The sequence below is a fragment of the Nocardia sp. NPDC055050 genome (genome assembly GCF_053608345.1).
In genome coordinates, this window is sequence record NZ_JBSGVG010000001.1 from 282,245 (window position 1) to 307,205 (window position 24,961).

Annotated in this window: 46 protein-coding genes and 2 tRNA genes; 45 read left to right on the forward strand and 3 right to left on the reverse strand. The window is 66.7% G+C overall.

Annotated features, from left to right (window positions below; all coding sequences use genetic code 11):
- Positions 1–335 precede the first annotated feature (335 nt).
- From gyrB to ACWGCN_RS01305, 8 genes are all read left to right on the forward strand, one after another.
- Positions 336–2,369, forward strand: coding sequence for a DNA topoisomerase (ATP-hydrolyzing) subunit B (gene gyrB / locus ACWGCN_RS01270; RefSeq protein WP_378989379.1), 2,034 nt, complete (start codon positions 336–338; stop codon positions 2,367–2,369).
- 58 nt (positions 2,370–2,427) lie between these two features.
- Entirely contained in the window at positions 2,428–4,935 is a 2,508-nt protein-coding gene (gyrA, locus tag ACWGCN_RS01275) for a DNA gyrase subunit A (RefSeq protein ID WP_378634601.1), read from the forward strand.
- A gap of 42 nt (positions 4,936–4,977) precedes the next feature.
- Positions 4,978–5,949 carry a DUF3566 domain-containing protein gene (locus ACWGCN_RS01280; RefSeq protein WP_378989380.1) on the forward strand — a complete coding sequence of 324 codons (972 nt, stop codon included), beginning with the start codon at positions 4,978–4,980 and terminating at the stop codon, positions 5,947–5,949.
- A 133-nt stretch (positions 5,950–6,082) separates the two neighbouring features.
- A tRNA-Ile gene (locus ACWGCN_RS01285) sits at positions 6,083–6,156 on the forward strand.
- 29 nt (positions 6,157–6,185) lie between these two features.
- Complete coding sequence (locus ACWGCN_RS01290; RefSeq protein WP_214516728.1) at positions 6,186–6,293, forward strand: DLW-39 family protein; 108 nt, start codon at positions 6,186–6,188, stop codon at positions 6,291–6,293.
- 32 nt (positions 6,294–6,325) lie between these two features.
- Positions 6,326–6,398, forward strand: a tRNA-Ala gene (locus ACWGCN_RS01295).
- A gap of 120 nt (positions 6,399–6,518) precedes the next feature.
- A complete protein-coding gene (locus tag ACWGCN_RS01300; protein ID WP_452458537.1) occupies positions 6,519–7,952 on the forward strand; it encodes a tyrosine-type recombinase/integrase in 1,434 nt (477 codons plus the stop codon).
- A 47-nt stretch (positions 7,953–7,999) separates the two neighbouring features.
- Positions 8,000–8,407 carry a hypothetical protein gene (locus tag ACWGCN_RS01305; RefSeq protein ID WP_452458538.1) on the forward strand — a complete coding sequence of 136 codons (408 nt, stop codon included), beginning with the start codon at positions 8,000–8,002 and terminating at the stop codon, positions 8,405–8,407.
- Here ACWGCN_RS01305 and ACWGCN_RS01310 read toward each other — a convergent pair.
- Both ACWGCN_RS01310 and ACWGCN_RS01315 read right to left on the reverse strand, forming a co-directional pair.
- Positions 8,404–8,754: a hypothetical protein gene (locus tag ACWGCN_RS01310; protein WP_452458539.1), complete on the reverse strand. Its 351-nt coding sequence runs from the start codon at positions 8,752–8,754 to the stop codon at positions 8,404–8,406. The two genes, ACWGCN_RS01305 and ACWGCN_RS01310, sit on opposite strands and share 4 nt — an antisense overlap.
- A 429-nt stretch (positions 8,755–9,183) precedes the next feature.
- Complete coding sequence (locus ACWGCN_RS01315; RefSeq protein WP_452458540.1) at positions 9,184–9,477, reverse strand: helix-turn-helix domain-containing protein; 294 nt, start codon at positions 9,475–9,477, stop codon at positions 9,184–9,186.
- A gap of 157 nt (positions 9,478–9,634) precedes the next feature.
- Between ACWGCN_RS01315 and ACWGCN_RS01320 the strand changes: the two genes are divergently transcribed.
- Positions 9,635–9,799, forward strand: a complete 165-nt coding sequence (locus ACWGCN_RS01320) for a hypothetical protein (RefSeq protein WP_452528942.1) — start codon at positions 9,635–9,637, stop codon at positions 9,797–9,799.
- On the opposite strand, the gene ACWGCN_RS01325 is transcribed toward ACWGCN_RS01320, so the two are convergent.
- Positions 9,796–10,113: a helix-turn-helix transcriptional regulator gene (locus ACWGCN_RS01325; protein WP_452458542.1), complete on the reverse strand. Its 318-nt coding sequence runs from the start codon at positions 10,111–10,113 to the stop codon at positions 9,796–9,798. The two genes, ACWGCN_RS01320 and ACWGCN_RS01325, sit on opposite strands and share 4 nt — an antisense overlap.
- A gap of 161 nt (positions 10,114–10,274) precedes the next feature.
- Between ACWGCN_RS01325 and ACWGCN_RS01330 the strand changes: the two genes are divergently transcribed.
- The 36 genes from ACWGCN_RS01330 to ACWGCN_RS01505 all read left to right on the forward strand — a co-directional run bounded on the left by ACWGCN_RS01330 (position 10,275) and on the right by ACWGCN_RS01505 (position 24,961).
- Positions 10,275–10,502: a hypothetical protein gene (locus tag ACWGCN_RS01330; RefSeq protein WP_452458543.1), complete on the forward strand. Its 228-nt coding sequence runs from the start codon at positions 10,275–10,277 to the stop codon at positions 10,500–10,502.
- Positions 10,499–10,756: a hypothetical protein gene (locus ACWGCN_RS01335; RefSeq protein ID WP_452458544.1), complete on the forward strand. Its 258-nt coding sequence runs from the start codon at positions 10,499–10,501 to the stop codon at positions 10,754–10,756. The genes ACWGCN_RS01330 and ACWGCN_RS01335 overlap by 4 nt, the downstream gene beginning before the upstream one ends.
- Positions 10,757–10,904: 148 nt before the next feature.
- Complete coding sequence (locus ACWGCN_RS01340; protein ID WP_452458545.1) at positions 10,905–11,237, forward strand: hypothetical protein; 333 nt, start codon at positions 10,905–10,907, stop codon at positions 11,235–11,237.
- Complete coding sequence (locus ACWGCN_RS01345) at positions 11,234–11,422, forward strand: hypothetical protein (protein ID WP_452458546.1); 189 nt, start codon at positions 11,234–11,236, stop codon at positions 11,420–11,422. The genes ACWGCN_RS01340 and ACWGCN_RS01345 overlap by 4 nt, the downstream gene beginning before the upstream one ends.
- A gap of 109 nt (positions 11,423–11,531) precedes the next feature.
- Positions 11,532–11,714, forward strand: a complete 183-nt coding sequence (locus tag ACWGCN_RS01350) for a hypothetical protein (RefSeq protein ID WP_452458547.1) — start codon at positions 11,532–11,534, stop codon at positions 11,712–11,714.
- Positions 11,711–11,962 carry a hypothetical protein gene (locus ACWGCN_RS01355; RefSeq protein ID WP_452458548.1) on the forward strand — a complete coding sequence of 84 codons (252 nt, stop codon included), beginning with the start codon at positions 11,711–11,713 and terminating at the stop codon, positions 11,960–11,962. Before ACWGCN_RS01350 ends, ACWGCN_RS01355 begins: the two co-directional genes overlap by 4 nt.
- Complete coding sequence (locus tag ACWGCN_RS01360; RefSeq protein ID WP_452458549.1) at positions 11,959–12,522, forward strand: hypothetical protein; 564 nt, start codon at positions 11,959–11,961, stop codon at positions 12,520–12,522. Before ACWGCN_RS01355 ends, ACWGCN_RS01360 begins: the two co-directional genes overlap by 4 nt.
- The gene (locus ACWGCN_RS01365; RefSeq protein WP_452458550.1) at positions 12,522–12,728 is read left to right on the forward strand and encodes a hypothetical protein; all 207 of its coding nucleotides are present in this window, start codon (positions 12,522–12,524) and stop codon (positions 12,726–12,728) included. Before ACWGCN_RS01360 ends, ACWGCN_RS01365 begins: the two co-directional genes overlap by 1 nt.
- Positions 12,728–13,108 carry a hypothetical protein gene (locus tag ACWGCN_RS01370; protein ID WP_452458551.1) on the forward strand — a complete coding sequence of 127 codons (381 nt, stop codon included), beginning with the start codon at positions 12,728–12,730 and terminating at the stop codon, positions 13,106–13,108. The genes ACWGCN_RS01365 and ACWGCN_RS01370 overlap by 1 nt, the downstream gene beginning before the upstream one ends.
- Positions 13,101–13,397: a hypothetical protein gene (locus ACWGCN_RS01375; RefSeq protein WP_452458552.1), complete on the forward strand. Its 297-nt coding sequence runs from the start codon at positions 13,101–13,103 to the stop codon at positions 13,395–13,397. The genes ACWGCN_RS01370 and ACWGCN_RS01375 overlap by 8 nt, the downstream gene beginning before the upstream one ends.
- The gene (locus ACWGCN_RS01380) at positions 13,397–13,723 is read left to right on the forward strand and encodes a hypothetical protein (protein ID WP_452458553.1); all 327 of its coding nucleotides are present in this window, start codon (positions 13,397–13,399) and stop codon (positions 13,721–13,723) included. Before ACWGCN_RS01375 ends, ACWGCN_RS01380 begins: the two co-directional genes overlap by 1 nt.
- A complete protein-coding gene (locus tag ACWGCN_RS01385; RefSeq protein ID WP_452458554.1) occupies positions 13,720–14,550 on the forward strand; it encodes a PD-(D/E)XK nuclease-like domain-containing protein in 831 nt (276 codons plus the stop codon). Before ACWGCN_RS01380 ends, ACWGCN_RS01385 begins: the two co-directional genes overlap by 4 nt.
- Positions 14,547–15,755 (forward strand): hypothetical protein, encoded by a 1,209-nt coding sequence (locus ACWGCN_RS01390; protein ID WP_452458555.1) that lies wholly within the window; start codon positions 14,547–14,549, stop codon positions 15,753–15,755. Before ACWGCN_RS01385 ends, ACWGCN_RS01390 begins: the two co-directional genes overlap by 4 nt.
- Positions 15,752–15,919, forward strand: coding sequence for a hypothetical protein (locus ACWGCN_RS01395; protein ID WP_452458556.1), 168 nt, complete (start codon positions 15,752–15,754; stop codon positions 15,917–15,919). Before ACWGCN_RS01390 ends, ACWGCN_RS01395 begins: the two co-directional genes overlap by 4 nt.
- Complete coding sequence (locus ACWGCN_RS01400; protein WP_452458557.1) at positions 15,916–16,092, forward strand: hypothetical protein; 177 nt, start codon at positions 15,916–15,918, stop codon at positions 16,090–16,092. The genes ACWGCN_RS01395 and ACWGCN_RS01400 overlap by 4 nt, the downstream gene beginning before the upstream one ends.
- Positions 16,089–16,460 carry a hypothetical protein gene (locus ACWGCN_RS01405; protein WP_452458558.1) on the forward strand — a complete coding sequence of 124 codons (372 nt, stop codon included), beginning with the start codon at positions 16,089–16,091 and terminating at the stop codon, positions 16,458–16,460. Before ACWGCN_RS01400 ends, ACWGCN_RS01405 begins: the two co-directional genes overlap by 4 nt.
- The gene (locus ACWGCN_RS01410) at positions 16,457–17,293 is read left to right on the forward strand and encodes a DUF2303 family protein (protein WP_452458559.1); all 837 of its coding nucleotides are present in this window, start codon (positions 16,457–16,459) and stop codon (positions 17,291–17,293) included. Before ACWGCN_RS01405 ends, ACWGCN_RS01410 begins: the two co-directional genes overlap by 4 nt.
- 79 nt (positions 17,294–17,372) lie before the next feature.
- Entirely contained in the window at positions 17,373–18,194 is an 822-nt protein-coding gene (locus ACWGCN_RS01415) for a hypothetical protein (RefSeq protein WP_452458560.1), read from the forward strand.
- The gene (locus ACWGCN_RS01420) at positions 18,191–18,529 is read left to right on the forward strand and encodes a hypothetical protein (protein WP_452528943.1); all 339 of its coding nucleotides are present in this window, start codon (positions 18,191–18,193) and stop codon (positions 18,527–18,529) included. Before ACWGCN_RS01415 ends, ACWGCN_RS01420 begins: the two co-directional genes overlap by 4 nt.
- Positions 18,529–18,762 carry a zinc finger domain-containing protein gene (locus ACWGCN_RS01425; protein ID WP_452458562.1) on the forward strand — a complete coding sequence of 78 codons (234 nt, stop codon included), beginning with the start codon at positions 18,529–18,531 and terminating at the stop codon, positions 18,760–18,762. Before ACWGCN_RS01420 ends, ACWGCN_RS01425 begins: the two co-directional genes overlap by 1 nt.
- Positions 18,762–19,226, forward strand: coding sequence for a hypothetical protein (locus ACWGCN_RS01430; RefSeq protein ID WP_452458563.1), 465 nt, complete (start codon positions 18,762–18,764; stop codon positions 19,224–19,226). The genes ACWGCN_RS01425 and ACWGCN_RS01430 overlap by 1 nt, the downstream gene beginning before the upstream one ends.
- The gene (locus tag ACWGCN_RS01435) at positions 19,216–19,563 is read left to right on the forward strand and encodes a hypothetical protein (RefSeq protein WP_452458564.1); all 348 of its coding nucleotides are present in this window, start codon (positions 19,216–19,218) and stop codon (positions 19,561–19,563) included. The genes ACWGCN_RS01430 and ACWGCN_RS01435 overlap by 11 nt, the downstream gene beginning before the upstream one ends.
- Positions 19,547–19,912, forward strand: coding sequence for a hypothetical protein (locus tag ACWGCN_RS01440; protein WP_452458565.1), 366 nt, complete (start codon positions 19,547–19,549; stop codon positions 19,910–19,912). Before ACWGCN_RS01435 ends, ACWGCN_RS01440 begins: the two co-directional genes overlap by 17 nt.
- Positions 19,905–20,201 (forward strand): hypothetical protein, encoded by a 297-nt coding sequence (locus ACWGCN_RS01445; RefSeq protein ID WP_452458566.1) that lies wholly within the window; start codon positions 19,905–19,907, stop codon positions 20,199–20,201. Before ACWGCN_RS01440 ends, ACWGCN_RS01445 begins: the two co-directional genes overlap by 8 nt.
- Positions 20,198–20,932, forward strand: coding sequence for a DUF3089 domain-containing protein (locus ACWGCN_RS01450; protein ID WP_452458567.1), 735 nt, complete (start codon positions 20,198–20,200; stop codon positions 20,930–20,932). Before ACWGCN_RS01445 ends, ACWGCN_RS01450 begins: the two co-directional genes overlap by 4 nt.
- Positions 20,925–21,146, forward strand: a complete 222-nt coding sequence (locus ACWGCN_RS01455; RefSeq protein ID WP_452458568.1) for a hypothetical protein — start codon at positions 20,925–20,927, stop codon at positions 21,144–21,146. The genes ACWGCN_RS01450 and ACWGCN_RS01455 overlap by 8 nt, the downstream gene beginning before the upstream one ends.
- On the forward strand, positions 21,139–21,507 hold the full coding sequence (locus ACWGCN_RS01460) for a hypothetical protein (RefSeq protein ID WP_452458569.1): 369 nt from the start codon (positions 21,139–21,141) through the stop codon (positions 21,505–21,507). The genes ACWGCN_RS01455 and ACWGCN_RS01460 overlap by 8 nt, the downstream gene beginning before the upstream one ends.
- Positions 21,500–21,829, forward strand: coding sequence for a hypothetical protein (locus ACWGCN_RS01465; RefSeq protein ID WP_452458570.1), 330 nt, complete (start codon positions 21,500–21,502; stop codon positions 21,827–21,829). The genes ACWGCN_RS01460 and ACWGCN_RS01465 overlap by 8 nt, the downstream gene beginning before the upstream one ends.
- On the forward strand, positions 21,822–22,112 hold the full coding sequence (locus tag ACWGCN_RS01470; protein WP_452458571.1) for a hypothetical protein: 291 nt from the start codon (positions 21,822–21,824) through the stop codon (positions 22,110–22,112). The genes ACWGCN_RS01465 and ACWGCN_RS01470 overlap by 8 nt, the downstream gene beginning before the upstream one ends.
- Positions 22,105–22,713, forward strand: a complete 609-nt coding sequence (locus tag ACWGCN_RS01475) for a hypothetical protein (protein ID WP_452458572.1) — start codon at positions 22,105–22,107, stop codon at positions 22,711–22,713. Before ACWGCN_RS01470 ends, ACWGCN_RS01475 begins: the two co-directional genes overlap by 8 nt.
- The gene (locus ACWGCN_RS01480; RefSeq protein WP_452458573.1) at positions 22,710–23,432 is read left to right on the forward strand and encodes an HIT family protein; all 723 of its coding nucleotides are present in this window, start codon (positions 22,710–22,712) and stop codon (positions 23,430–23,432) included. Before ACWGCN_RS01475 ends, ACWGCN_RS01480 begins: the two co-directional genes overlap by 4 nt.
- Positions 23,425–23,724 (forward strand): hypothetical protein, encoded by a 300-nt coding sequence (locus ACWGCN_RS01485; protein ID WP_452458574.1) that lies wholly within the window; start codon positions 23,425–23,427, stop codon positions 23,722–23,724. The genes ACWGCN_RS01480 and ACWGCN_RS01485 overlap by 8 nt, the downstream gene beginning before the upstream one ends.
- Complete coding sequence (locus ACWGCN_RS01490) at positions 23,708–24,076, forward strand: hypothetical protein (RefSeq protein WP_452458575.1); 369 nt, start codon at positions 23,708–23,710, stop codon at positions 24,074–24,076. Before ACWGCN_RS01485 ends, ACWGCN_RS01490 begins: the two co-directional genes overlap by 17 nt.
- Positions 24,073–24,315 (forward strand): hypothetical protein, encoded by a 243-nt coding sequence (locus ACWGCN_RS01495; RefSeq protein ID WP_452458576.1) that lies wholly within the window; start codon positions 24,073–24,075, stop codon positions 24,313–24,315. Before ACWGCN_RS01490 ends, ACWGCN_RS01495 begins: the two co-directional genes overlap by 4 nt.
- A complete protein-coding gene (locus ACWGCN_RS01500) occupies positions 24,312–24,533 on the forward strand; it encodes a hypothetical protein (protein WP_452458577.1) in 222 nt (73 codons plus the stop codon). Before ACWGCN_RS01495 ends, ACWGCN_RS01500 begins: the two co-directional genes overlap by 4 nt.
- A complete protein-coding gene (locus ACWGCN_RS01505) occupies positions 24,530–24,961 on the forward strand; it encodes a hypothetical protein (protein WP_452458578.1) in 432 nt (143 codons plus the stop codon). Before ACWGCN_RS01500 ends, ACWGCN_RS01505 begins: the two co-directional genes overlap by 4 nt.

The window sequence follows — 24,961 nt, forward strand, 5'->3', positions numbered from 1 at the left end:
TCCCGCGCGGACACGGTAACTCCCCGGGAACCCCACAAATCTCACGCGTCCCGGCAGCCGGTCCGAGGACATACTCTATTCGCGCCTACGACCGGCAAAATACCCGAGGAGGCGGAACCGCCTCGCGGTCGGACGATTTCTTGCATTCACGGCGAAGCCAGGGGTGTCGTAGGTGCACTGTAAGTTGGGCTTACCAGTAGGATGGTGACGTAACCAGCGGCGAACCCTCGGCGCGTGCTGTGCAGTCCGTGATATTCGATGGCTCTTTCCGAGCCGTGCGCGTGCTGCCCGGATCGCTGCGCCAGGGATCAGCAAGTAAGGAGAGCTACCGAGAAGTGGCTGCCAACGACTCCAACGCATCGGGCAACAATTCAGGCTACGGTGCCTCTTCCATCACGGTCCTCGAAGGCCTCGAGGCGGTGCGCAAGCGCCCTGGCATGTACATCGGTTCCACCGGTGAACGCGGTCTGCACCACCTCATCTGGGAGGTTGTGGACAACTCGGTCGATGAGGCGATGGCCGGCTACGCCACCAAGGTCGAGGTGACCTTGCTCGCCGACGGCGGCGTCGAGGTGATCGACGACGGCCGTGGTATCCCGGTCGGGATGCACGCACAGGGCGTGCCCACGATCGAGGTCGTCATGACCCAGCTGCACGCCGGTGGCAAGTTCGACTCCGACTCCTACGCGGTGTCGGGTGGTCTGCACGGTGTCGGTATCTCGGTGGTGAACGCGCTCTCGACCAAGGTCGAGGTCGAGATCGACGTCGACGGCTACCACTGGACCCAGACCTACAAGGACGCCAAGCCCGGCAAGCTGGCGCAGGGCGAGCCGACCAAGGTCACCGGCACCACGGTGCGTTTCTGGGCCGATCCCGACATCTTCGAGACCACGACCTACAACTTCGAGACCGTGGCGCGGCGCCTGCAGGAGATGGCCTTCCTGAACAAGGGCCTCACCATCAAGCTCACCGACGAGCGGGTCGCCGTCGGCGACGTGACCGACGAAGTGGTCAGTGAGACCGCCGAGGCGCCCAAGCACGCCGAGGAGGTCGCCGCCGAAGCGGTCGAGCACAAGGTGAAGACCCGCACCTACCACTACCCGGGCGGCCTGGTGGACTTCGTCCGCCACATCAACCGCACCAAGTCGGCCATCCACAACTCGGTCGTCGGCTACACGGTCAAGGGCACCGGCCACGAGCTCGAGGTCGCGATGCAGTGGAACTCGGGCTACTCCGAGTCAGTCCACACCTTCGCCAACACGATCAACACCCATGAGGGCGGCACCCACGAAGAGGGCTTCCGCGCGGCGCTCACCACGGTGGTCAACAAGTACGCCAAGGAGAAGAAGCTCCTCAAGGAGAAGGACGGCAACCTCACCGGTGACGACATCCGCGAGGGCCTGGCCGCCATCGTGAGCGTCAAGGTCGGCGAGCCGCAGTTCGAGGGCCAGACCAAGACCAAGCTCGGCAACACCGAGGTCAAGTCGTTCGTGCAGCGTGCCTGCAACGAGCACCTGCAGCACTGGTTCGAGGCCAATCCGGCCGACGCGAAGACCATCGTGCAGAAGGCGGTGTCCTCGGCGCAGGCCCGCATGGCCGCCCGTAAGGCGCGCGAGCTGGTGCGTCGCAAGTCGGCGACCGACCTGGGCGGACTGCCGGGCAAGCTGGCCGACTGCCGGTCGAAGGACCCGGGCAAGTGCGAGATCTACATCGTCGAGGGTGACTCCGCCGGTGGCTCGGCGAAGTCGGGCCGCGACTCGATGTACCAGGCGATCCTGCCGCTGCGCGGCAAGATCATCAACGTCGAGAAGGCCCGCATCGACCGCGTCCTCAAGAACAACGAGGTCCAGTCGATCATCACCGCGTTCGGCACCGGTATCCACGACGAGTTCGATATCGCCAAGCTGCGCTACAACAAGATCATCCTGATGGCCGACGCCGACGTGGACGGCCAGCACATCGCGACGCTGCTGCTCACGCTGCTGTTCCGCTTCATGCGTCCGCTGGTCGAGCACGGTCACGTGTTCCTCGCGCAGCCGCCGCTGTACAAGCTCAAGTGGATGCGGTCCGATCCCGAGTTCGCCTACTCCGACCGTGAGCGCGACGCGCTGGTCGAGGCCGGGCTCGCCGCGGGCAAGAAGATCAACAAGGACGACGGGATCCAGCGCTACAAGGGTCTGGGCGAGATGAACGCCAAGGAGCTGTGGGAGACCACGATGGATCCCTCGGTGCGGGTGCTTCGTCAGGTGACGCTGGACGACGCGGCCGCGGCCGACGAGCTGTTCTCCGTGCTGATGGGCGAGGACGTGGAGGCGCGTCGCAGCTTCATCACCCGCAATGCCAAGGACGTCCGTTTCCTCGATGTGTAAGCGGCGCTGCGCCTGATAGGCGCGCCCGCTCGCATGTCGGCCCCTCGAAGGAGATTTGATGACTGAGACCACGCTGCCCCCGTCCGGCGGTGCGGGCGACCGGACCGAACCGGTCGATATCCAGACCGAAATGCAGAACAGCTACATCGACTACGCGATGAGCGTGATCGTGGGCCGTGCGCTGCCCGACGTGCGCGACGGCCTCAAGCCGGTGCACCGTCGCGTGCTCTACGCGATGTACGACAACGGCTACCGCCCGGACCGCGGCTACGTGAAGTCCGCGCGCCCGGTCGCCGAGACCATGGGTAACTACCACCCGCACGGCGACTCGTCGATCTACGACACCCTCGTGCGCATGGCTCAGCCGTGGTCGCTGCGCTATCCGCTGGTCGACGGCCAGGGCAACTTCGGTTCCCGCGGCAACGACGGCGCGGCCGCCATGCGCTACACCGAGTGCCGCCTGACGCCGCTCGCGATGGAGATGCTGCGCGATATCGACTCCGAGACGGTCGATTTCGTCCCGAACTACGACGGTCGCTCGCAGGAGCCGACCGTGCTGCCCGCGCGCGTGCCCGCCCTGTTGATGAACGGCTCCAACGGCATCGCGGTCGGCATGGCCACCAACATCCCGCCGCACAACCTCAACGAGCTGGCCGACGCCATCTACTGGGCGCTGGAGAACTACGAGGCCGACGAGGAATCCACCCTCGCCGCCTGCATGGAACGGGTCAAGGGCCCCGACTTCCCGACGCACGGTCTGATCGTCGGCAGCCAGGGCATCCACGACGCGTACACCACCGGCCGCGGTTCCATCCGCATGCGCGGTGTGGTGGAGATCGAGGAAGACGCGCGTGGCCGCACCACGATCGTCATCACCGAACTGCCGTACCAGGTCAACACCGACAACTTCGTCAACTCCATCGCCGAGCAGGTGAAGGACGCGAAGATCGCGGGTATCTCCGATATCCACGACGAGTCCTCGGACCGCGTCGGCATGCGCATCGTGGTCACGGTCAAGCGTGACGCGGTGGCCAAGGTGGTGCTGAACAACCTCTACAAGCACACCCAGCTGCAGACCAGCTTCGGCGCGAACATGCTCTCGATCGTCGACGGTGTCCCGCGCACGCTGCGGCTGGATCAGATGATTCGCTACTACGTGAATCACCAGCTCGAGGTCATCGTGCGGCGCACCCGCTACCTGCTGCGCAAGGCCGAGGAGCGGGCCCACATCCTGCGCGGCCTGGTCAAGGCACTGGACATGCTCGACCAGGTCATCGCGTTGATCCGCGGCGCGGCCAACACCGATACCGCGCGCACCGGCCTGATGCAGTTGCTCGACATCGACGAGATCCAGTCGACCGCCATCCTCGACATGCAGCTGCGTCGCCTGTCGGCCCTGGAACGTCAGCGCATCATCGACGATCTGGCCAAGATCGAGATCGAGATCGCCGACTACAAGGACATTCTCGACAAGCCCGAGCGTCAGCGCGCGATCGTGCGCGACGAGCTGGCCGAGATCGTCGAGAAGTACGGCGACGACCGCCGGACCAGGATCATCGCCGCCGACGGTGACGTCGCCGACGAGGATCTGATCGCCCGCGAAGACGTGGTGGTCACGATCACCGAGACCGGCTACGCCAAGCGCACCAAGACCGACCTCTACCGCTCGCAGAAGCGCGGTGGCAAGGGCGTGATGGGCGCGGGTCTCAAGCAGGACGACATCGTCAAGCACTTCTTCGTGTCGTCCACGCACGACTGGCTGCTGTTCTTCACCAACAAGGGCCGCGTCTACCGGGCCAAGGCGTACGAGCTGCCCGAGGCCAACCGGACCGCACGTGGTCAGCACGTGGCCAACCTGCTCGCCTTCCAGCCGGACGAGAAGATCGCCCAGATCATCCAGCTCAAGACCTACGAGGACGCGCCGTACCTCGTGCTCGCGACACGCGCGGGTTTGGTGAAGAAGTCGAAACTCACCGATTTCGACTCCAACCGCTCCGGCGGCATCGTCGCGGTGAACCTGCGCGATGACGACGAATTGGTCGGTGCGGTGCTGTGCTCGTCCGACGATGACCTGCTCCTGGTCTCGGCGCACGGTCAGTCGATCCGCTTCGCGGCGACCGATGAGGCGCTGCGTCCGATGGGCCGCGCCACCTCCGGCGTGCAGGGTATGCGCTTCAACACCGACGACGAGCTGCTCTCGCTCAATGTGGTGCGTCTGGAGACATATCTGCTGGTCGCGACGGCCGGCGGGTACGCGAAGCGGACCGCGATCGAGGAGTACACCGCGCAGGGACGTGGCGGAAAAGGCGTATTGACAATCCAATACGATCCGAAGCGTGGCAGCCTGGTGGGTGCGCTCATCGTCGACGACGAGGACGAGTTGTACGCGATCACTTCCAGTGGTGGCGTCATCCGCACCGCAGCCAAGCAGGTTCGTAAGGCCGGACGCCAGACCAAGGGCGTGCGATTGATGAACCTCGCGGATGGCGATACCTTGCTAGCGATCGCGCGCAACGCCGACGAGCCCGATCCCGATCAGCTCCTCGGCGACGTGGCTTCGGAGTAACACACCAAATAGCGGCGGCAACGAACGGATCTGAGGATTCCATTGACCACACCGAATCAGTCGAACGACGATCGGAACCAGACCAACGGCGTCACCGAGCGGATCGCCACGTCTCCGATCCCGCCGCGGCCGATCCCACGCCAGGGCGGTCCGGCCGAGGGCGCGGCGCCGGAATCCGGTGCGGCCGGGACCGATTCGTTCGACGGCAAGGGCAGCAAATCCTCGCCCTACCAGGACGGGTGGGCTCAGCTTCCGCAGCGTGAACCGCAGTCGAACCTGTACCGGCCCGGCGAATCGCCGAGTCAGGGGCGGCCTTCGTCCGGGGCACCGGGCGGCGGCGGTCTCAAGGGCAGTGGGGCGTCCAACGCCCGCACCACTGCCGACCTGGCGGCCAAGGCGGCTCGCAAGGAAGCGGCGATGGTGAAGTCCGTCGGGATCGACGGGCCGACCCGCAGCATCGCGCGTCCGGAGCTGGTCAAGGACATGCCAGACCTGTCCGACGTGCGCCACCCGGCACCCGAGGCGCCGGTGGCGCCGCCCGGGCTGCCGATGGCGCCGCAGCCCCAGCACAACATGGGGCCGAGCGCGCGGGCAGCCGCGGCGGGCAGCGTCTCGCCCGCGGTGCCGGTGGCCATCGCGGCTGCCGCGTCGGGTGAGCCACTACGCGCGACCGTGCAGATCCGCCGGATCGACCCGTGGTCGACCCTGAAGATCACCCTGGTGATCAGTGTCGCGCTGTTCTTCGTGTGGATGCTGGCCGTCGGCCTGCTCTACATCGTGCTGGCGGGCATGGGCGTGTGGGACAACCTGGACAACTCGCTGGGCGAGATGCTGAACCAGGAGGGCAGCTCGTCGAGCCTGATCGACGCAGGCACGGTGTTCGGCTACGCGGGTGTGATCGGCCTGATCAACGTGGTGCTGTTCACCGCGCTGGCCACGGTCGGCGTGTTCATCTACAACCAGTGCTGCGATCTGGTCGGCGGCATCCAGATAACCCTGGCCGATCCCGACTAGGAGCAGGTTTCCGGTACGGCCGGTCGGTCCCAGGAAACTGGGTCTGACCGGCCGTTTTGGTTATCGGCAGGCAGGTAAGGTAACCTCGTTTCTCGTTGCGGTTCACTGCTCCGGCGGGGATCGAAACGAGTTCGGGCCTATAGCTCAGGCGGTTAGAGCGCTTCGCTGATAACGAAGAGGTCGGAGGTTCAAGTCCTCCTAGGCCCACTCCCGAACAGCACAGTAGGGTGGGAATCATGAAGATTGTCCTCATGGTCGGTGTTGTGATCGCCGTTCTCATCGGTGTCAACAAATTCCGCAAGCGCGACGACGCAGACCTCTGGCGCGAGGTCACCACCCGCTGATTTCGGGTTGCCAACCGGTCGATGACCGGTAAGGGGCCTTAGCTCAATTGGCAGAGCACTGCCTTTGCAAGGCAGGGGTTAGGGGTTCGATTCCCCTAGGCTCCACAGGATTCGCGCAGGTCAGAGTATGTTTTCTCGGAAATGACCCGCCCGTCCACAGAACGCGGTCCACATCCACATGAATCTGAGGAGATTCGGTGCAACCGATCGAGAGATTGAGTTGCCATGTCTATCCGTGTCCGCACCCGCAAGGACGGCTCCCACTACTGCCAGGTCCGCTACCGCATCAGCCGCGGTGACCGTGACGTCGAAACCTCGCAGAGCTTCAACACCTGGGACGCCGCCGACCGATTCGAGAAGCTCGTCGCCCAGCTCGGCGCCGCCGAAGCCGAAGTCGTTCTGGGGATGCAGCGCGAAGCCGCTACCCGAGTAGTCCCCACCGTGGGCCAGGTGGTCCGCGCCCACATCGAAACCCTCACCAACACTGAGGAAGAAACCCGCCGCAAGTACGGCCGGATGGTCGACCTCGACATCGATCCGTTCTTCGGCGACCGGCCGTGCGACTCCGTCACTCGTGAGACCGACACCGCGTGGGTGGTGTGGCTCCAGGAGGTCCACGGCAACGGCCCGAAGACCGTGAAGAACAAACACGGCCTGCTGTCCGCCGCGATGGCCGATGCCGCCGCGCAGCAACCGAAGCCGCTGATTCCGTACAACCCCTGCGTCGGTACTCGGCTGCCGAAGCTGGAGCCGCGCGAGTTCGACTACCTCACTCCGGACGAGTACGAACTGATGCTCGCCGTCACGAGTGCCCGCTGGCATCCGATGATGGAGTTCGCCGTGATGTCGATGGCGCGGCCGTCGGAGATCGCCGCACTCAATGTCGCCGACATCGACCCGAAGGAAGGCGGCGTCCGGATCACCAAGGCGTTCAAGGACGCCAACGGCAAACTCAAGCTCGGCGCTCCGAAGTCCCGCCGAGGCACCCGCACCACATTCGTTCCGGGCGAGACCATCTCGCGCCTGGACCTGTCACGTCACCGCACTGATCCGCTGTTCCACACCTCCACGGGCCGCGTGGTCGATGTCCGCTACTGGTACGACAAGTGCTGGGTACCCGCGCGCAAGCGCCTGGAAGGCCTCGCAGCGGGCGACTACAGCGGATTCCGACCGGAGCCCACGAAGTGGCGTGGCGATCGCCCAGAGGTCATTCTGGACCGTTTCGGGCATCTCCTCGAGGGTGTTCTGGAAAAGCAGCTGAGCCCGTACATCTTGAGGCATACCGGAATCTCGTGGCGACTGCAGGACGGCGTGCCGATCTGGGTGGTCAGCCGCGACGCCGGGCACGAGAGCATCGTCACGACGGACAAGCAGTACGGCCACATCTCCTCGACGGCGAGCCAGGCCGCCGCGGCGACAGTGTCGGACCGGCTGCCCGCGCTCCGGAGCTCGATCGTGCGTATCGAGGACGCCGCCCGCCGACGCCTGGTGCGCCAGGGCCTGCTCGGCGAGATCGACCGCGTCGAGGACGGCTTCGAGGGCGTCTGGATGGACGCCGACGGCAACATCGAGTCCCGTGTTTTCAAGACCTTTGAGGGTGCCGTCTCCCATGTCGCCCTGCACGAAGCTGGCGACGTAGCGACCGAAAATGTCGCCTGACCTGCCCTGATTTTTAATTCACCCCTGCCGCGAACAGGACGAATTTCATGACAACTGTTGTTGCAAAATGCCCGATGCCCGTCGGCGACACCGTGTGCGGCGAACCCGTGCACGGTCAGCGAGGGCCTGGCCGGCCTCGCGTCTACTGCGCGAATCCGGACCACAACTCCACTGCTCGACGTCGCGCCGAAGACCGCGCGGCGCACCCGTCCGATTCACCGGTGGCCCGTGTGATGGCGATGCTGGACCGGGCGCTCGCCGCGGCTGCCCGGATCCACCGCGAGGCATATGCGGCCGTGTGGCTGTCGGAGACGCGCGCCATGGCAGCTGAGCGGGACGCACTGGCGGCCAGGCGGGAGCGTGACGCCGCGCTGGCGCTGAGGGACCTCGCAGTGCAGGAGGCGCGCGAACTCCGCGCAGCGATGGCGCGGGACCGGTGGAGGGTGGTGGCTTAGGAGGAGGTGCGCTTGCGCGGCCACAGGATCACTGTGGCCGCCACAGCGAGCAGCAGCAGAGCGGGTGCGGTCAGTGCCTGCACCAGTGGGAAGAAGCTGACACGAAGCTGGTCGGGATTGACCACCAGCAGCGTGCCGCTGATGGTGGCGAGCCCGGCGCCGCACAGCGCCGAGGCCGCCATCACGGCCAGCCAGAATCGCGGTGCGCCGTCTTCGTGCCATGCGGCAGCGCAGGCCGTCAGTCCGAGTAGCGATGTCATCGCGAGCATCGAGAGGTAGGCAGCGCCCAGAACGGTCGTGGCCGCATCGCTCTGTTCGAACATGTGGAGCACTTCGTGGCGCGACATCGCCCCGGACCTCCACGTCACCACTGCGACGCACAGAGCGATGGCAGCAACCCAAGTCCAGGCCCGTACGGCCCGTGCATAGCGTCCTCGGCGAGAGGACCGGTACGGGTCGTACGGGCCTTTTGCGCGTGGGTGCCGGCGGATGACACGCAGCCATACGATGCCTGCTAGCCACCAAGCGGTCACGATGAGTACCACGTGTGCGAGGTCCGAAACATTCGCGTATCCGAATGGTTGACGCTGATCGATTGCCTGGTCGACGATTGGTGCACCGAATGTGTACGCCACTGATGTCATCAGCATCGCGGCCGTGAGTAGTCGACTCCTAGGCCAGGCAGCGAGCCTGATTAGCGAGACAACGGCGAACACGGGTAACGCGATGAGCATGCTCGGATAGTAGGAGCATGGTCTGACAACACGCAGCAAATTTCAATCCATACCCAGAATCCCCCTCCACTCTTCTCCGCTGGTCGGCCGATGAAAGTTGCCCTCTTCCAAGCGGTTTAGTACAGCGTCGAACAGTTCCCGAGGGGTTGTATCCAGTGCAATCGCGACTTCTATCAGGTCAGCCAGGTAAGGCTCTCTTGCTCCGCTCTCCGTGCGTTTGTAGGTGTTCTTCTTCCAGTCGAGTAGTGACCACATCGTTTCCTGAAGTAGTCCGGCGAGTCTTCGGCGAACAAGCAGCTCCTCGCCAAAAGCTGCGGTTAGTGAGCCCCGATCCATGCCGCAAGGCTACGTCCCCGTATCACGGCCCCGTATCCATATCGTGACCTTCGAGGGCCTGCAGGACCCAAATTTGGGCCCTACATTGTGAGTACCCGGTAATTTGCCGGATAGCCGTACAAAGTAGTGCGGCTGCAGGGTTTGAGGGGTGTTGCGCGTGCAAACAGCAGGGGTGTTGCCAGATGACTGGTTCGACTACGTCGGCACGCGAGGGCACGACCTAGGCCACCTATCGGTGATCGACGTACTGATCGAGGCTCGACGGCGGGGCGTCGACGGCCACGCTCTACTCAACGCGGACTATCTCGCCAACGCGGGCTAGTCCGCGATCTCGTCTACAGCCTTCGTGAGGACTGCCGGCAGGATGCCGAGCGCTTTAGAAATCCGATGGAGCTGCACGATTGTCGCTGCGCGTTCGCCGCGCTCTAGCCGCCCGATCGTCTTCGGATCGTAACCGGACGCTTTGGCGAGTTGGGCCTGGCTCCACCTCTTGCGAGTGCGTTCCAGCACGAGCGTGTCGCCGAACGCCTTCATCATCGCAATCTCGACCCGGTCGGGGCCATCGCCATCGCCAGGTCTGACCTGTCTGCTGGCGTCTTCGGGCTGCCCGGTGCCCGGGTCCGCTGTGGGGTTCATGTGCCCAGTTTGAGGGCATAACGGGGCTTTTTGCAACCTATTCGGGGTCTGTTTTGGTCAATCGAACAACTGTTCGAAGATAGCTGGGTGATGACCGAAACGGGTTCGATTAGGACCGAAAGAGGTTGCTTGGGGACCGAAAAGGGTTTAATGTCCTTCTCATGGACCCGATCAACGCGGTAGCTGCTCAGGTGGTCCGGGACGCAATTCACGACGCCCGCTTGACACAGCGCAGCGTCCTGCAGGGCGCCCGCATCGCCCCCACTACCTGGCAACACCGGATGCGTGGCGACCGACCCTTCACCCTCCCCGAACTGGCACGCATCGCGAAGCAGCTCGGACTCCCCGGCAGCCGCCTCGCCACCGAGATCCTGGAGCGCGCCGCATGAGCGCCGAACCGGAACTCACGACCCACCCCCTTTCGTACGTCGTCCAGGCGGCAAACGTGCCGTCCGAGGACTGGCTGCGCCGTCGCCTCAACCGCGGCGAAATTCGCGGACGCCGTGCTGGCAAGAAATGGTCCATGACCACGTCCGACATCGCCGCGCTCATCGACTACATGGCCAAGGGCCCCGAGGTCGAGGCCGCCGCGCTGATCGACGACCTGACCCCCACATCCCGGCGCCGACTCAAGAGCGCCTGAAACCTCCCCGGCCAGGCGAGCACCGACGCCGAGCCGAGGACCGCGCCGCCCACGGGATGGACCGCCGAGGTGACCTCCTCACACCTCAGATCCCCACCGGCAGCGCAACCGTCACCAAACCGTCAGACCTCCAACCAGGGAGAACACCATGATGATCACGCCCGACGAAAAGGATTGTGTAGCGCGAGCATTCGGATTCAGCGGCGGCTGGGCCGCGCTGGAAAAGGCCTGCCGCGAAGGCGACCAGCGACGCAAGCTGCGCAAGCAGTATCCGACCGCGGATCCCGCGCTCGTGGCCACCGCGGCCGCCGAAGCTGACGCCGAAGAGCGCGCGATGGCCCTCACGATCGAGCAGCAGCACGCGGCGAAGGCGAAGCGCGACGCGGACCGCAAGGAGATCCAGCGCGCAGCTGGGCTCAAGGGCGTCAAGACCCGGCGCGCGAACGCCGCAGCTCGCGAGTCGGCCGGAGTCGACGCGTGATCACTGTCGTGTGGCTGCTGGTGTGGATCTGCGTAGCCATGATCGCGCTGCCGCACATCGCCAAGTTCTTCACCCGCGACTCCGAAGCGCTCAGCGTCATGGCCGAATTCGCGTTCCTCGCACTGATCGTGCTCGTCGCGATCCTGCTCGGCGTCGCCGCTACCGGGACCGCCCCCATTGCCTGAAACCGTCGACGCCCGGCGGACCAAAGGTCACACCGGGCGTCGTGCCAAACCGTCATCCGACCGAGCAGGCCGCGAACCCGCTCACCAGACAACGAAGGAAATGATACCGATGCCTTCTCTCACTGACCACCAAGCCCTCGCGGGCGTGCAGATCCGGGACGAGTCCATCGCCGAGCTGCGCCAGCTCGCCACCGAATACACGTGGGTCGGCGACCGCAAGCTGTCTGAACAGCTCACCCAGATCGCCGATGAGCTGGAGACCGCCGCTGGGCTGCTGGCCGGTGCGCGATGAGCACGTACATCACCACCTGGGTCCGCAACGACCCTGTCGCCACCTATGACGCGCATGTCGACAGGGTCTCGATCGGCGCCGATTCGGAGGGCGCGACCGTGGGTTTGCTGCTCGATCTGCCAGAGGCGATCGCGTTGCGCGACCAGATGACTGCCGCGATCGAGTTGGCACAGGAGGCCAAGGCCAGGTCAGCGCCGATTGCCGAACTCGGCGATCTGGAGCGACAGTTGCTGGGCGGTGTGCGATGACCGCGCTGAACACGGACGCCGTCGAGACCCTCGCATCTGCGGGACTCACCGTCACCGACTGGGCTCGCCACAACCACATGACCGGTGAGTGGATCGGCGACGCGTGCGGCTGCCCGGATAGCCGGTGCATCGGATTCCATCACGATGGACCCGACGATTGCGCCTGCCTGCCAGCACTTCTCAAAGACGCGGTAGTCACCCCGGCGCCTGCCGTCGAGGCCGGTCAGATCTGGCATGACACGCGAGATCGTTGGCTGCGCGTCGACGAGATCGTCAACGGCAAGGCGGTGATGGTCGTTGTCGCACAGAAGGTCGGCGACCGGGTCATGGCGCCGATGCGTGGTGTGTCTGTCGACGCGGCGAAGGTGCCGAAGCGGATGGTCCTCGTAGACGCGGCGCCCACTCCGACCGGTCCCGACCTCGCGAATCTGACGATCGACTACCGGGACCAGACGATCGTCCTCGGCAACGGGCCGGTGCCGTACTACGTCGGATCCTCCGGGCTCGTGACCGTCACGTTCTACGCCGGAGCAGTTCGCACCATCTACGGCGGTGCGTGATGACAACGACTGTGCCCACACCGACGTTCGTCGAATGCCAGCGCCAGGCCGACGAGATCGCCCGCCTGCGCAAACTGCTCAACAAAGCGAACGCCAAGCTCCGGGCCGCCGAGAGCGCTACCCGGAACGCCCGCGCGCGGGGCGAACGGATCGCGACCGAGCGTGACGAGCTCCGCGAGCAGCTCCACGGAAAGCGGGGTGCCTGATGTCGTGGGATTACTACGGCCAGGTCGTCGGCACCGAGTCGCGCACAATGCGGCTCGGCTACGACGAGGGAGTCCCCTTGGAAGCGCTGCGCGCCTTCGTTTCGGTGTGCGAGGGACTGCCGGGCGCGGCCGACATCAAGGTCGAGATCACGGACGCGCATGTGCGGCTGACCGCCGAGGTCCGCACCTCGCAGGGAATCCCGGTCGACGGGCCGCGGTTGTGCTCGGACTGCGACGGCAGCGGGCTCGCCGCGCACGCCGACGACCCGTGCCCGACCTGCGCGGGCACGGGGGGCCCGTTGCCCGCCGGCGACCCCAGCGACTACCCGACGGCGCGACTGCCGATCATCCCCTCGACCACGGGAGGCCCTCGTGGCTGACACCAAGATGCCCGAACTGGACCATGAGGCCTACTGCCAGAGCCTCGCGTCCGAAGCGGTGGAAATCGCCATTGCGCTGCGCGAAGTCGACCCGAACCGTACCGCGGCGCACCTGACCGCGATCTGTGCTCGTCACCCGCAGCGCGCTGCTCATCTGCTGATGACGCTCGCTGCGTGGGTCGACGTCGAGGGCTCCACGTCCGTGCTCAGCGAGCGGGCGGCGGGAATCGCCGAGGGCCACATCCAGGCGACGGCCCGCCGGTCCGTCCTCGGTACGGCGGTGGCGTGATGGAGGTCGGCACCGCCTTCGACAACCACCGCGGCCAGGTCCCCCTCGATGATCGGGAGAAAGCGCGCCGGACCATCGCCCGACACGCCACCGACGCTGCGGACGCGACCGTGCTGCTCGCGATGCTCGGCCTCGACTCCGACCCGGAGCCCGAAGTGATCGAGACGGGCGACGGACACGCCGGATCACCGTGCATCGACTGCGGCCAACCCACCGTCAGCGCCGCGAATTACGACCCTGAGGGCCCCGCGGCGAAGTACGGCGCCCTCGGCCGGTGCGTGGCCTGCTACAGCGCCCACCGACGCGGCAAGAAGAAGGGCGCATGACCGCGCCGACCGAGCCCGGCGTCTACGCGGGGGTACCCGAGTCGGTGTACCACGGCGATCGAGCCAGCATCTCCTCGTCGCAGGCGCGTCGCCTGCTCGAGGTGACCCCGCATCGGTGGAAGTGGGAGCGCGACAACCCGAAACCGGCGTCCGCCGCGTTCGATCTCGGGACCACCGTCCACACGATCGTCCTCGGTGTCGGCGCGCAACCGGTCGACACCGGTTACGACAGGTGGCAGTCCAACGACGCCAAGGCCGAAGTGAAGAGGATCCGCGACGAGGGCGGCATTCCGCTGCACCCGAAGGACTTCGACGCTGCGCACCAGGCCGCCGCGAACGTTCTCGCACACGAGGGTGCCGCGCAGATCCTCGCCGAGGGTGAGCCGGAACTCTCGGCGTGGGTCCGCGATCCGGAGACAGGCGTGATGCTGCGCTCACGCCCGGACTGGACACGCTGGCTCGACCCGGTCACCGCGATCTGCGACGACTTCAAGACGTCGAGCGAGCCCGGCCCGGACGAGTTCCTGTGGAGCGCGGCGAAGTACGGCTACCACCGGCAGCAGGCGTGGATCAAGCGCGTGATGCGGCTGCTCGGCATCAAGGTCATCGACTTCCGATTCCTCGTCGTGTGCACCGACCCGCCCTACGAGCCCTACATCGTCGACCTTCCCCAGCGCGCCGAAGACCTCGGCGACCGCGACAACCGGCGCGCCATCGACCTCTACGCCGAGTGCCTGCTCACCGACATCTGGCCGACGCACGCCGACGGCATCCACCACATCGACCTGCCCGAGAAGACATACCGCCAAGAGGAATGGATCTCATGACCACCGAAACCGCCATCGCGATGCTCGACGACGGCCCGGCCGCCCTCACGCTCGGCACCGTCGACCCGCTCGACAACCTCATGCGCTACGCCAACGCCATCGAGGTGTCGTACGGATTCGCCGAGAAGATCTGCCGCACGACGATCGTCCCGAAGATCTACCAGGGAAAACCCCAGGACGCCGCGGTCGCGATCCTGCACGGCGCCGAGCTGGGCCTGAATCCGTTGGCCGCGTTGCAGAACGTGTTCCCGGTGCATGGAATGCCGTCCATCTACGCCAAGACCATGGTCGCGCTGCTCAAGTCGAAGGGCTACAAGTTCAAGACCGTCGAGGCAGGACCGGAGAAGGTGACATTCACCGGCTGGTGGCCCGGCGAGGATCCCGAGAAGAGCACGTGGACCATCGAGCGCGCCACCAAGGCCGGGTTCGTGCCCACGATCGACGAGAAGACCGGCGAGTTCGCCCGCAACAAGTGGGACAAGCTCATCGGCAACGAGAAATACTTGCTCCAGCCGGAAGAAATGCTGTGGGCGAAGGCTGCCGCCACGGTCTGTAAGCGTCTCGCCCCGCATATCCTGCTCGGCCTCGCTGTCGCCGAGGACCAGGAGGACCGCGCCGACGAGCCCGAGCCGGTGCGCGTCACCTCCGAGCGGGTTACGCCGGTCGCCTCCGCGACCGCAGTGGCCGCAGGGCCGCCCGTCCAACAATGGCAGCCGCCCGCCGAGGAGCAGACGGCCGACGAATCGGCCTCGCAAGAGGGCGCAAAACCGGACACCGCGCAGGTAGACGAACCGCCCGCCAAGCCCGCGAAGGCATCGACCGGCATCCAGCAGAAGAAGGTCGCGAGGCTGCTCGACGAACGCGGCATCACCGAGGGCCCCGCCAAGCTGGCCACCCTCGGCCTGTTCTTCGAGCGCCCGTTCGCCTCGTCGGCCGAGATGACATGGGACGAGGCCATCCGCCTGCTCGCCCATTTCGACGGCGACCCGATCGCTACGGCCGAGCAGGTCGCCCGGCTCGGCGCGCTGCTCGACGAGAACGGATTGTCCGAGGATGGCGCGGCCGACGAGCGCGCCGAATTCCTCCACGCCAACGTCGACCGTCCGATCGGCAATCTCGGTCACCTCACCGGCCGCGAGGTCGAGGCCATCGAGGCACTCATCCGCAAAACGGGCGACGGTGCGGCCGCCGGTGATGCCCAGTGACCAGCCCGATCGACAACGAGGCGATCCGCGCGGCCTCGGTGCTGTGGGAGACCGGATTCGGGTACCTCACCGACTCCAGCCGGGAGAACACCACCTTTGCCCAGCAGGTCGACGCAGCGCAGCGAGCGGCCGGCCTGTCATCGCCGCCCAGGCGCAGGCATTGATCGGCATCGAGAAGCGCTTCGCCGAGTTCAACGACCTCCAGCGCCAGGCCCTCGCGGTCGCCGCGCTCGGCACCACCGGTGCGATCCGCGGCGAAGCCGAATGGCTCGCCGCCCGCGACATCGTCCAGTCCCTGCTCAACCTCACCCCTGAAACCCCGAAGGAGACATCTTGACCACCCCCGACACCGGTGACGACACAGTCGCCCGGCCGTTCATCGACCTGCTCGCCGAGGTGAAGCGCGGCGCGGTCGCCGCCGAGCTGACGACGAAGCTGCACGACCTGATCGCCGCCGTCACCGCGACCGGGAAGAAAGGCACGCTCACCCTCCAGATCGCGGTCAGCGTGCAGGCGAAGACGGACATGTTGGTCATCGCCGACAACGTCTCCGTCAAGATGCCCGCCCTGGAGCGCGCCCAGTCCCTGTGGTTCGTCGACAAGCAGGGCAACCCGACCAGGCGCGATCCCTCGCAGCTCGAGTTCGAGGGCATCCGCGTCGTTCCCAACACCACCCCCACCGCCGGAGAGGCCAAGAACGCATGAGCACCAACACCACCGAAGCCGCAGCGCTCGCCGATATCGCCCGCGACACCATCCGTTACGGCTCCCACGTCGAGCCGGTCGATGGCCGCGTGTACGTCACCGTCCTGCGTGACGACGAGAACCTCGACGCGCGGTCGCACGAGAAGTTCGCCGAGCTCCCGTACCGTCCGCGTGGCACCTCCCGCGTCACCGACATCGACAGCTTCGTTCGCCTGCTCGCCCGGCCGACCCATGATCCGTCGGTCATCTTCGCCCACGAATCCGCTGCGTCCCTGACCGCGGTTCTGAACTACGACGGCTGGCGCGACCACCGCATCGAGCTGGTGCTGTCCACCTCTGACCAGCTGCAGCGGTGGACCCAGCGCGACGGTCAGCTGTTCCCTCAGAGCACCTTCGCTGAGCTGATCGAGGACGGCCTGGCCGACATCATCGATCCGACCGCCGCCGAAATGCTGGAACTGGCGCAGACCTTCCACGCCACAAAGTCGGTCGCCTTCGAGTCCGGCGTCCGGATCGCCACCGGCGCAGTCCGATTCCAGTACCACGAAGAGATCGACGCGAAGGCCGGGCGAGGCGGCGAGCTGCAGGTGCCGTCCTCGTTCCTGCTCGGTATCCCGATCTACCGGGGCGGCGACCGCATCGAGGTCCGCGCGAACCTGCGCTACCGGATCGGCCGCGATGGACTCCAGCTCGGCTTCAAGCTCGTCGCCCTCGACGACATCATGCGCGCCTCCTTCACCGCCGTCGTCAACGAGGTCACCGGGCGCCTGACCGATACCGATCACGAGGTGGTGGTCGGCCCACAACCTGCGGTCATCTCGCCCCTGCCCTGACGTTCGACCCCGGGTGGGCACCGCGCTGGTGCCCACCCCGTAGTTCCACCCACACCACCGAGAAGGAGGCGGCGCGCACATGGTCCTCGACCCGCGGCTCCACATCCGCGTAACAGCCTCGATGCCAGAGCATCCGAAGGTGGAGACGTTGGGCGACAAGGCATTCCGATGCCTGATAGAGGCATGGTGCTACTGCCGCCGGTCCGGAAACGACGGTTTGATCCCGATGCGCGCGTGGAAGAAGAACTGGACGCCGAAGGCCCGCAACGAAGTGATTGCCGCAGGGCTGGCGCACGTCGAGGGCGACGTGGTCCGGATGCACGACTACCTCGACCATCAGCCGACAGCGGCGGCGCTGAACAGCAAGCTCGCTGCGCGCGCTGAGGCTGGCCGCAGGGGTGGGCAGAAGTCGGGCGAGTCCCGACGCGCGGCAGCTGCTGCGCGCGCGGCCGCGAAAGGCGAACCCCCAGCACCGGATCCGGCCGCGCCGGGCCCGGTGCCGGACGGGCCGCTTAGTCCGGCCGTCGAACCGAGCGCGTGGCGGATGGTGAAAGCCTCGCTCGGCGCTGGCCACAGCCAGGCCGTGATTACGGACCTGTCGCTGCGAGCAGGCGCACTCCTCAAGGAAGGCGTGCCCGAAGTCGATGTCCGTGCGGCGCTGGACATGTGGGCCGCGAAGTCAGGAATCGGCCCTGGCCTGCTGCCCTCCCTCGTCAGCGACGTCGTCAAAGCCCGCGCCCGACCCGCCCAACAGACCGGAAATTCCGGACGGTTGAGCGCTCGCGAGCAGCGCCTGGTCGACGCCGAGCTCCTCAAGGACAGCCCCGATCCCGCGATCCTGCGCAGCGCAGGAATCGAACCCCAACCCCATCTACGTGCCATTCCTGGAGGTGCACCGTGAGCATGACCCGCGACGACATCATCACCGTGCTCCAGACCGCCGGCGCCTACGACAACCGCAAGATCGACCGCGTCATGATCGCCGCCTGGTCCGAGTCCGCGCGCCGCGCAGGCTGGTCCGTAGGCGACGCCGTCGACGCCGTTCACGAGCACTTCGCCAACACCACCGCGTACCTGATGCCCGGACACATCACCGAACGGATCCGCGCCGAGCGTCGCCACGCCCCGCCGATCGCCGAGGTGCGCGCCATCGACCCGCCGCCCCCGGCGAGCGAGGAGAAGCGCGCCGCGGTGATGGAGATGGTGCGCAAGCTCGCCGACAAGAAAGCCGTCTGATGTCTGACGCCGAGGTGATCCCGCTGCGCGGCCGCGGCCCGCGCCCGATCCTGCTCAGCCAGGACGAGTCCGCGATCCGCACCCACGCACTCACCGCGGTCCCGTGCACCTGGTGCGACGCCGGGCCTGGCGAACCCTGCACCCGCACAGACCAACTCGGCAACGTCCACGAAACCCGACTACTCCACCAATGCCGCGTGACCACCGCCCGAAAAGACCTGGAGAACACCTGATGAGCCTCTCGCCACCGCCGTTCGCGCGCCGCAAATGGATCGACGGACGCCCCATCGCCACCGTGCACCTGCCCGACGATGGCACTACCGACCAGGCAGCCCGCATCACCGCCCTGCACGCTGCGGTCACCGGCATCACCGAGGACCGTGACAAGTTCCGTCTCCTCTACGGCAAGGCGGTGTTCGAGAAAGGACTCCTTGAGCGCCGCGAGGTCACCGACCTCGCCGAGCTTGATGCGTTGCCGCGCGGTTCTGCTGTACTCACGCCCAACGGGCGCGTCTGGCAGAAAGCCGTCACCGCGCCGACAGCATGGTGGCCTGCGCTGGGCGGCTGGGAACGGGCAGTCACGTCGGAGCAGCTGCTCGGACTGGGCATCGTCATCGTGCTGCACATCCCGGCAGACGACTGGCTGAGCTTCGCCCCCGCGCTGGCCACCACCTCCGAGGTGTCCGATGGCGAGTGACCGCGACACCCTGACCGACCTGATCTTCTGGGAGTTCGACGGCGGCGAGACCGAGCCCTACGAGCTCGCCGGCGCGCTGCTCGCGAAGGGCGTGCGAGTTCCCGCCCGCGTGGTCACCGATCCCACCGAGATGGACACCTGGCCACTCGGTGCAGTGGTCCGGGGCTACGGCGTCGCCCACCAGAACGTCCCCGGCTACATGCCTGGCGATGTCCCGTTGTGGCTCAAGCCGACCGGCCACCCGCAGACCAGCGCCGAACTGCTCGCCGACTGCCGGGGCGCGGGCGTCACCATCCTGTACCTGCCCGAGGAAGAGGCCGATGATGCAGACCAGTGACCGAGACGCCCTGTGGGATCTGATCGATGATCTGCTGCCCGAACGCGAAGTCAAGATGGTCGACACCGCCGGGCGGATGGTCGACGCCATCGAGGCCGAGGGCTGGCGTCCACCACTTGACGTGATTGACGATCCTGCCGTTCTGGACGCGCTGCCGGGCCGGTCGATCGTCGTCGGCCGAAACGAGGAGGCGTGGCAGCTCACCTCCCACAACGTGATCCCGCACCCCGGCGCGAACTGGGGGAGCCCTTACCTCTTCTCGGACCGGCTGACCTCGCGTCAGCTGCTCGACCATGTCGGCCCCGTAACCGTCGTATTCACCCCCACGAAGGAGGCCGATCGTGGCTGAACACACCGCCGCCGAACAGCTCGCCGCGATCGACATCGTCGCCGCGCTGCTCGATACCGGAGGCACTCACAACGCGCGGGTTGCCGCGAGCCTGAGCACGATTCGCAGACGCATCGAGCAGCGCAGCGAACAGGACCGCGCGGTTGGCGCAGCGTTCAACCCCGAACGATTCGTCGGCACGCCGCCCGAGACGATCGGCGCGGCCATCCGCGCAGCCGTCGAAAAGACCGGCGCAATCATCACCGAGCCGATCGTCGACGCCGAGCTCGCCGAGGATGCCCCCTCATGATCGACGTATTGATCCTGCCCGGAACGGGATTCCCGCGAGGTGACGGCGTCTCGACCGCGTTCGCCGACGCCCTCGACCCGTCCCGCTTCAATCCCCTGATCGTGACGTACCCGGCCGAGTACGGCACCCCGCGGTCGTATGCCGAGTCGCGGCGGATCGGTCGCCGAGCACTGCTCGCCGCGCGCCCGGTCCGCCGACCTTTCGTCCTCGCCGGATACTCGCAAGGCGCTGGGATCGCGGGTGACCTCGCTCGCGAGATCGTCGAGCACATGCCCGGCGCCGTCGCTGACCATCTCGTCGGCTGTGCGCTCATCGCCGACCCGCTGCGCCCGATCACCGGCGGGCAGCCTCACCGGACCCTGGCGGGCGGGTACGGCATCGCGGGGGAGCGACCCATCTACGGCGTGCCGACATGGTGGGCCGCCGCACCCGGCGACCCGATCACCGCGCTGCCCGTCGGCAACCCGCTGCGCAGCATCGCCGACCTGTCCGAGTGGTGGAGCCTCGCCGGGCCCGACGAGATCGCCCGATGGGGCGCTGATCTCGTCGAGAAGTGCCGCGCCGGTACCTATCAGCGGTGGTGGTCACTCGACAACTGGCGGACATGGGCGGGCGCGATGGCCTACGCCCGCGGATACCTGTGGGACGGCCGCCACACCACCGACTACCTCGTGCACGGGCACGTCCAGGCCCTCGCCGACACCGTCAACCGGGAGGTTGGCCGTGGCTGATCCCATCGAGCCTGGCCTGTTCCTGCAGTCCGGGATCTGCAGGGCCTGCGGTGCGTATGTCGCACTGACCGACGTCCACCAGCGATGGCACGAGGACCTGGCGAAGACCTTCGGGACCCATGTGAAGACCTTCGAAAAGATCATCGAGGCTGCCGGACTGCGACCGCGCCGATCGTCGAACCGTGCCGCGACCAAGGCGGCAGACGGTGGGTAGCCCAATCGATCCCGGCCTGTTCGACCCGCCCGAAGGTTGGACACCACCAGAAGACCGAGTGCCCGAAGCCATCTCGCGCGGCGAGAAGCGGCAACGCCTGGTGGAGCGGCGCATTCGCGACGGCATCCACCCGCTCGGCTACATCTCCCTGCACCCACACGCCGCCCGCGAACGCGAAGGCGAAGGCCTGCGCTGCGGCACCTGCCAGTTCCGCCAGCAGCAGGAACACCACAACCGCACCTACCCGAAATGCCTGTACGGCAACGGCAAACGCGTATCCGGGTGCGACTCGTCCGATATCCGCGCGTGGTGGCCCGCCTGCCGCGACTACCAGCCCACCAAGGAGAAGACCAATGCCTGACACCCTGCACACCCTCACGATCTACGGCGCATCAGACGACCTGCTGGAGCTGGAGGGCTACATCAACGAGGAGTACGGCGCCTACCGACGGGCCACGCTCGTACTCAGGGCACCGACCGGCGCCCAGCTCGCGATCACCGCTGAGTTCGAAGGCGCGACACCGATCCCCAGGGAGGGGTGGGTGCTGTCGATCCTGCACTCCGACCCTCAGTGGACCTGGCCGGTACGCCTCGCCGAGCGACCTGACGGCCCTGGCGATCCCGCGATCGTCCTGGAAGTGCCCGAGGGCACCACCATCGAGGAGACCACCCGCGATGCCTGAAACCCGATACACCGATGCCCAGCTGGCGAAGCTGGCCGAGACCCCGTTCACCGGGGGCAGGGGATTGGCAGGCGACCTCGCCGCCGAAATCCTGGAACTGCGCGCGTCCCTGGCTGCGATCAAGGCGGCCGACCCCGACCTGTTCGACCCCACCGGCGGCACCGACCGCGGCGCGGCACACGAGACCTACGGGTCGGCAGGTCACAACCTGCGCGAGAAGTACCTGGCTGCGATCGGGGTGGACCTCGACGCCATCGACGACGAGGAGAAGACCGATGCCTGACCTGATCCGACGTATCCAGGCCATCCGAGCGCGCAGATACCCCTGGTACGACTGGGGTCACCGGCTGATGATCCTCGTTGCACGCGAGGGCGACGACGGGCTGTTCGACGGCATACCGAGGGTGCGCGACCTGTGGTTCCACCAGCCGGACGACAGCCGCCATCTCGTCACCACCCGCGACTACGCGGACGTCCGCGCCAACCCGCGCGCGGCCTGGCGCGTGTTCGATTCGCAGAACGACGGACACGAGATCGTCATAGGCTGGTGGCCGACCGAGTCCGGCAACATCAGCCGAGATGGTCTCGACGGCCGGGCCGAACAGCGACTGTTCGCGCGCTGGTGGATCTGGGACGGCTGGGTCAAGGCCGAATGGTTCGGGCTGCGGCGGTGGCTCTACTTCAAGGCGCTGCACGCCGTCGTTCACGAGCGAATCCCGTTCACCTGCCAGGTGACTCCAGACCGGGACTCCGGCGGGTACGACCATTGGCACTGCCAGCTTCATCGTCGGCATGGCGGCGGCCACCGGTACCGGAACTACACATGGGAGGGACCAGGCACGAAGGTCTTTCACTCGCCCGTGGATTCGAGGGCCACCCGATGACCGACAACTGCGTGTTCTGCCAGATCGTCGCCGGTACGTCCCCGGCCACGATCGTCGCCGAATGGGATGACGCCATCGCGCTGGTCCCGCTCGGCCCGGTAGTCGACGGGCATGTCCTGGTGATCCCACGCCGGCACGTCCAGGATTTCACGTCCTCGCCAACGATCACCGCCGCGGTGATGCACCGTGCCGCCGAGTATGCCGAACATCTCGCCCGCCCAGCGAACGTCATCACCAGCAAAGGCCACGAGGCGACACAGAGCGTGTTCCACCTGCACGTGCATGTTGTCCCGCGTTCAGCCGACGACGGTCTGATGGTGCCGTGGGGGACCATCTACGGCGACGACCCCCAGGCCCCGCATTGGTGCCGAGTGGCGGCGGCCCAGGCTGACCGCATCGCCGAGCTGGAGAACGCGCCGCTCACGAAGCGACTCACGACGTCCGAGCTGGAGAAGGTCGGAGAGCTGGCGCTAGCGAGACTATCTGCTGAGCGTGAGCGCGACGAGGCTCGCACCCGACTCGCCGCGTTAGACGACTCTCGTTGTCAGGCGACAACGGTCGATCCGACCAACGTGTTCCGGCCCAGCTGCGCGTGGTGCGTACTCCCGGCCGGGCACCAAGGAATGCACCGCGCCGAACTGACGCAGGACGCGAAGCCCGCAACCCTCGAATGGCTCGACAGCGCGCCCGGCGCCAGCGAGGTGACCGATCGTGGCTGACGAGATCACCACCCCGACCGAGTTGGACGCGCTCCGCTCCGATTTGATCGCGCAGGCTACGGCCGCGATCGTCACACCCCAACCACCGGAACCACCAGAGCCGATTCCGGTGCGCTGGTGCCCGAATGCGTACACCTCGATCCTGGGCCACATCACGTTCAGCGAGGAGGTTCGCGACGGCGACATAACCCGCTACTCGATCAGCTTCACCGCGGGCCCGCTCCACGGCGAACCGCCGCGCTACGTCATCCGCCTCGACTTCCCGGAGAACGCCCATGCACAACGCAGCTGATTGCAGGCCGGACTTCGTCATCCTCGGCGCCCCCCATCCCGAAGGCGGCGTCATCGTGCTGGCATCGAAAGAGCTCACCCAGGCCGAGCTCAGAACCGAACTGAACGAAGACGAGCTGTTCGGCGGGTATGGATACGACCGGCGGATCGGGTCGGTGCTGCGGGACTACCGCACCACGTTGTCCACCGAACTGCGCGGCTACACCATGGTGCTCGCCGACACCTACGGGCAGGCCATGGCCAACCTGTTTGAGCAGTGGACACCACCGGAACCCGCTGGGCGCCAGTCGATCGGCGCCGCGGTGCGCCAGCTCGACGGCGAGCGCCTGGCCCTCGAAGGAGGCATCGAATGATCGCCCTCACCAGCTGGAACGACCGGCCGATCTACGTGGACCCCCACGAAATCGCCATCATCGAACCCGCCTCATCAGACCCCGTGTTCATCGCCAGCCCCGTGGAATTCCCCCTCGACGGATCGGTCATTACGTTCGCCGCGGGCAGGACCGTGATCGTCAAGGAGGAGACCGACGCGATCTACGCCCTGATCAGGCCAGTGATCGAGGCTTCCCCCGACCGCACTGGCAAGGCGTGACCAGCCGCAACTCTGCCGTTCCACCGCCGAGAATGCTCGGCCGCGAGATCGTCGATGTGGTCGCCGCCTTCGGCCGCCAGTTCCCCGACGTTTCCCTCCCGCTGTTCCACGCCGCAGACGTTCTGCCGCTACTCGCCGCCGATGACCGCGCCTTCGCCGCGGCGTCCGCGCTGCTCGACGCCGAACGCGTCTACTACCCGGAAGGAACACCGGAGTGATCCTGCCCCTGCCCTGGTCCTGCCCGCCGCTGTCAATGAACCAGCGTGGTGCGTCTCGCGGGGCAGCGTTCGCGCGCGCCCAGAAGATCCGCGAAGTCCGTGCCACCACAGTGCAGCTCGCCCGCGCCGCCCACCTCCCGAAGGACCTCGCCCACGTCACGGTCCAGCTGCACTACCGGCCACGCGACCGCGGCCGCCGCGACACCGACAACCTGATCGCGACGCTCAAACCGATCTGTGACGCCCTCACCCCTGGACGGCCCGCGCGGCTCACCCGCGCGGGCAAGCCCGCGCCCGCGCTGATCGGCTACGGCCTGGTGCCCGACGACACCCCGCAGTACATGGCGAAACCGGAGCCGATCATCCACCCCGCCGAAAAGGGCATACCCGGCTCGATGTGGATCGAACTCACATGGACAGGAGCCTGA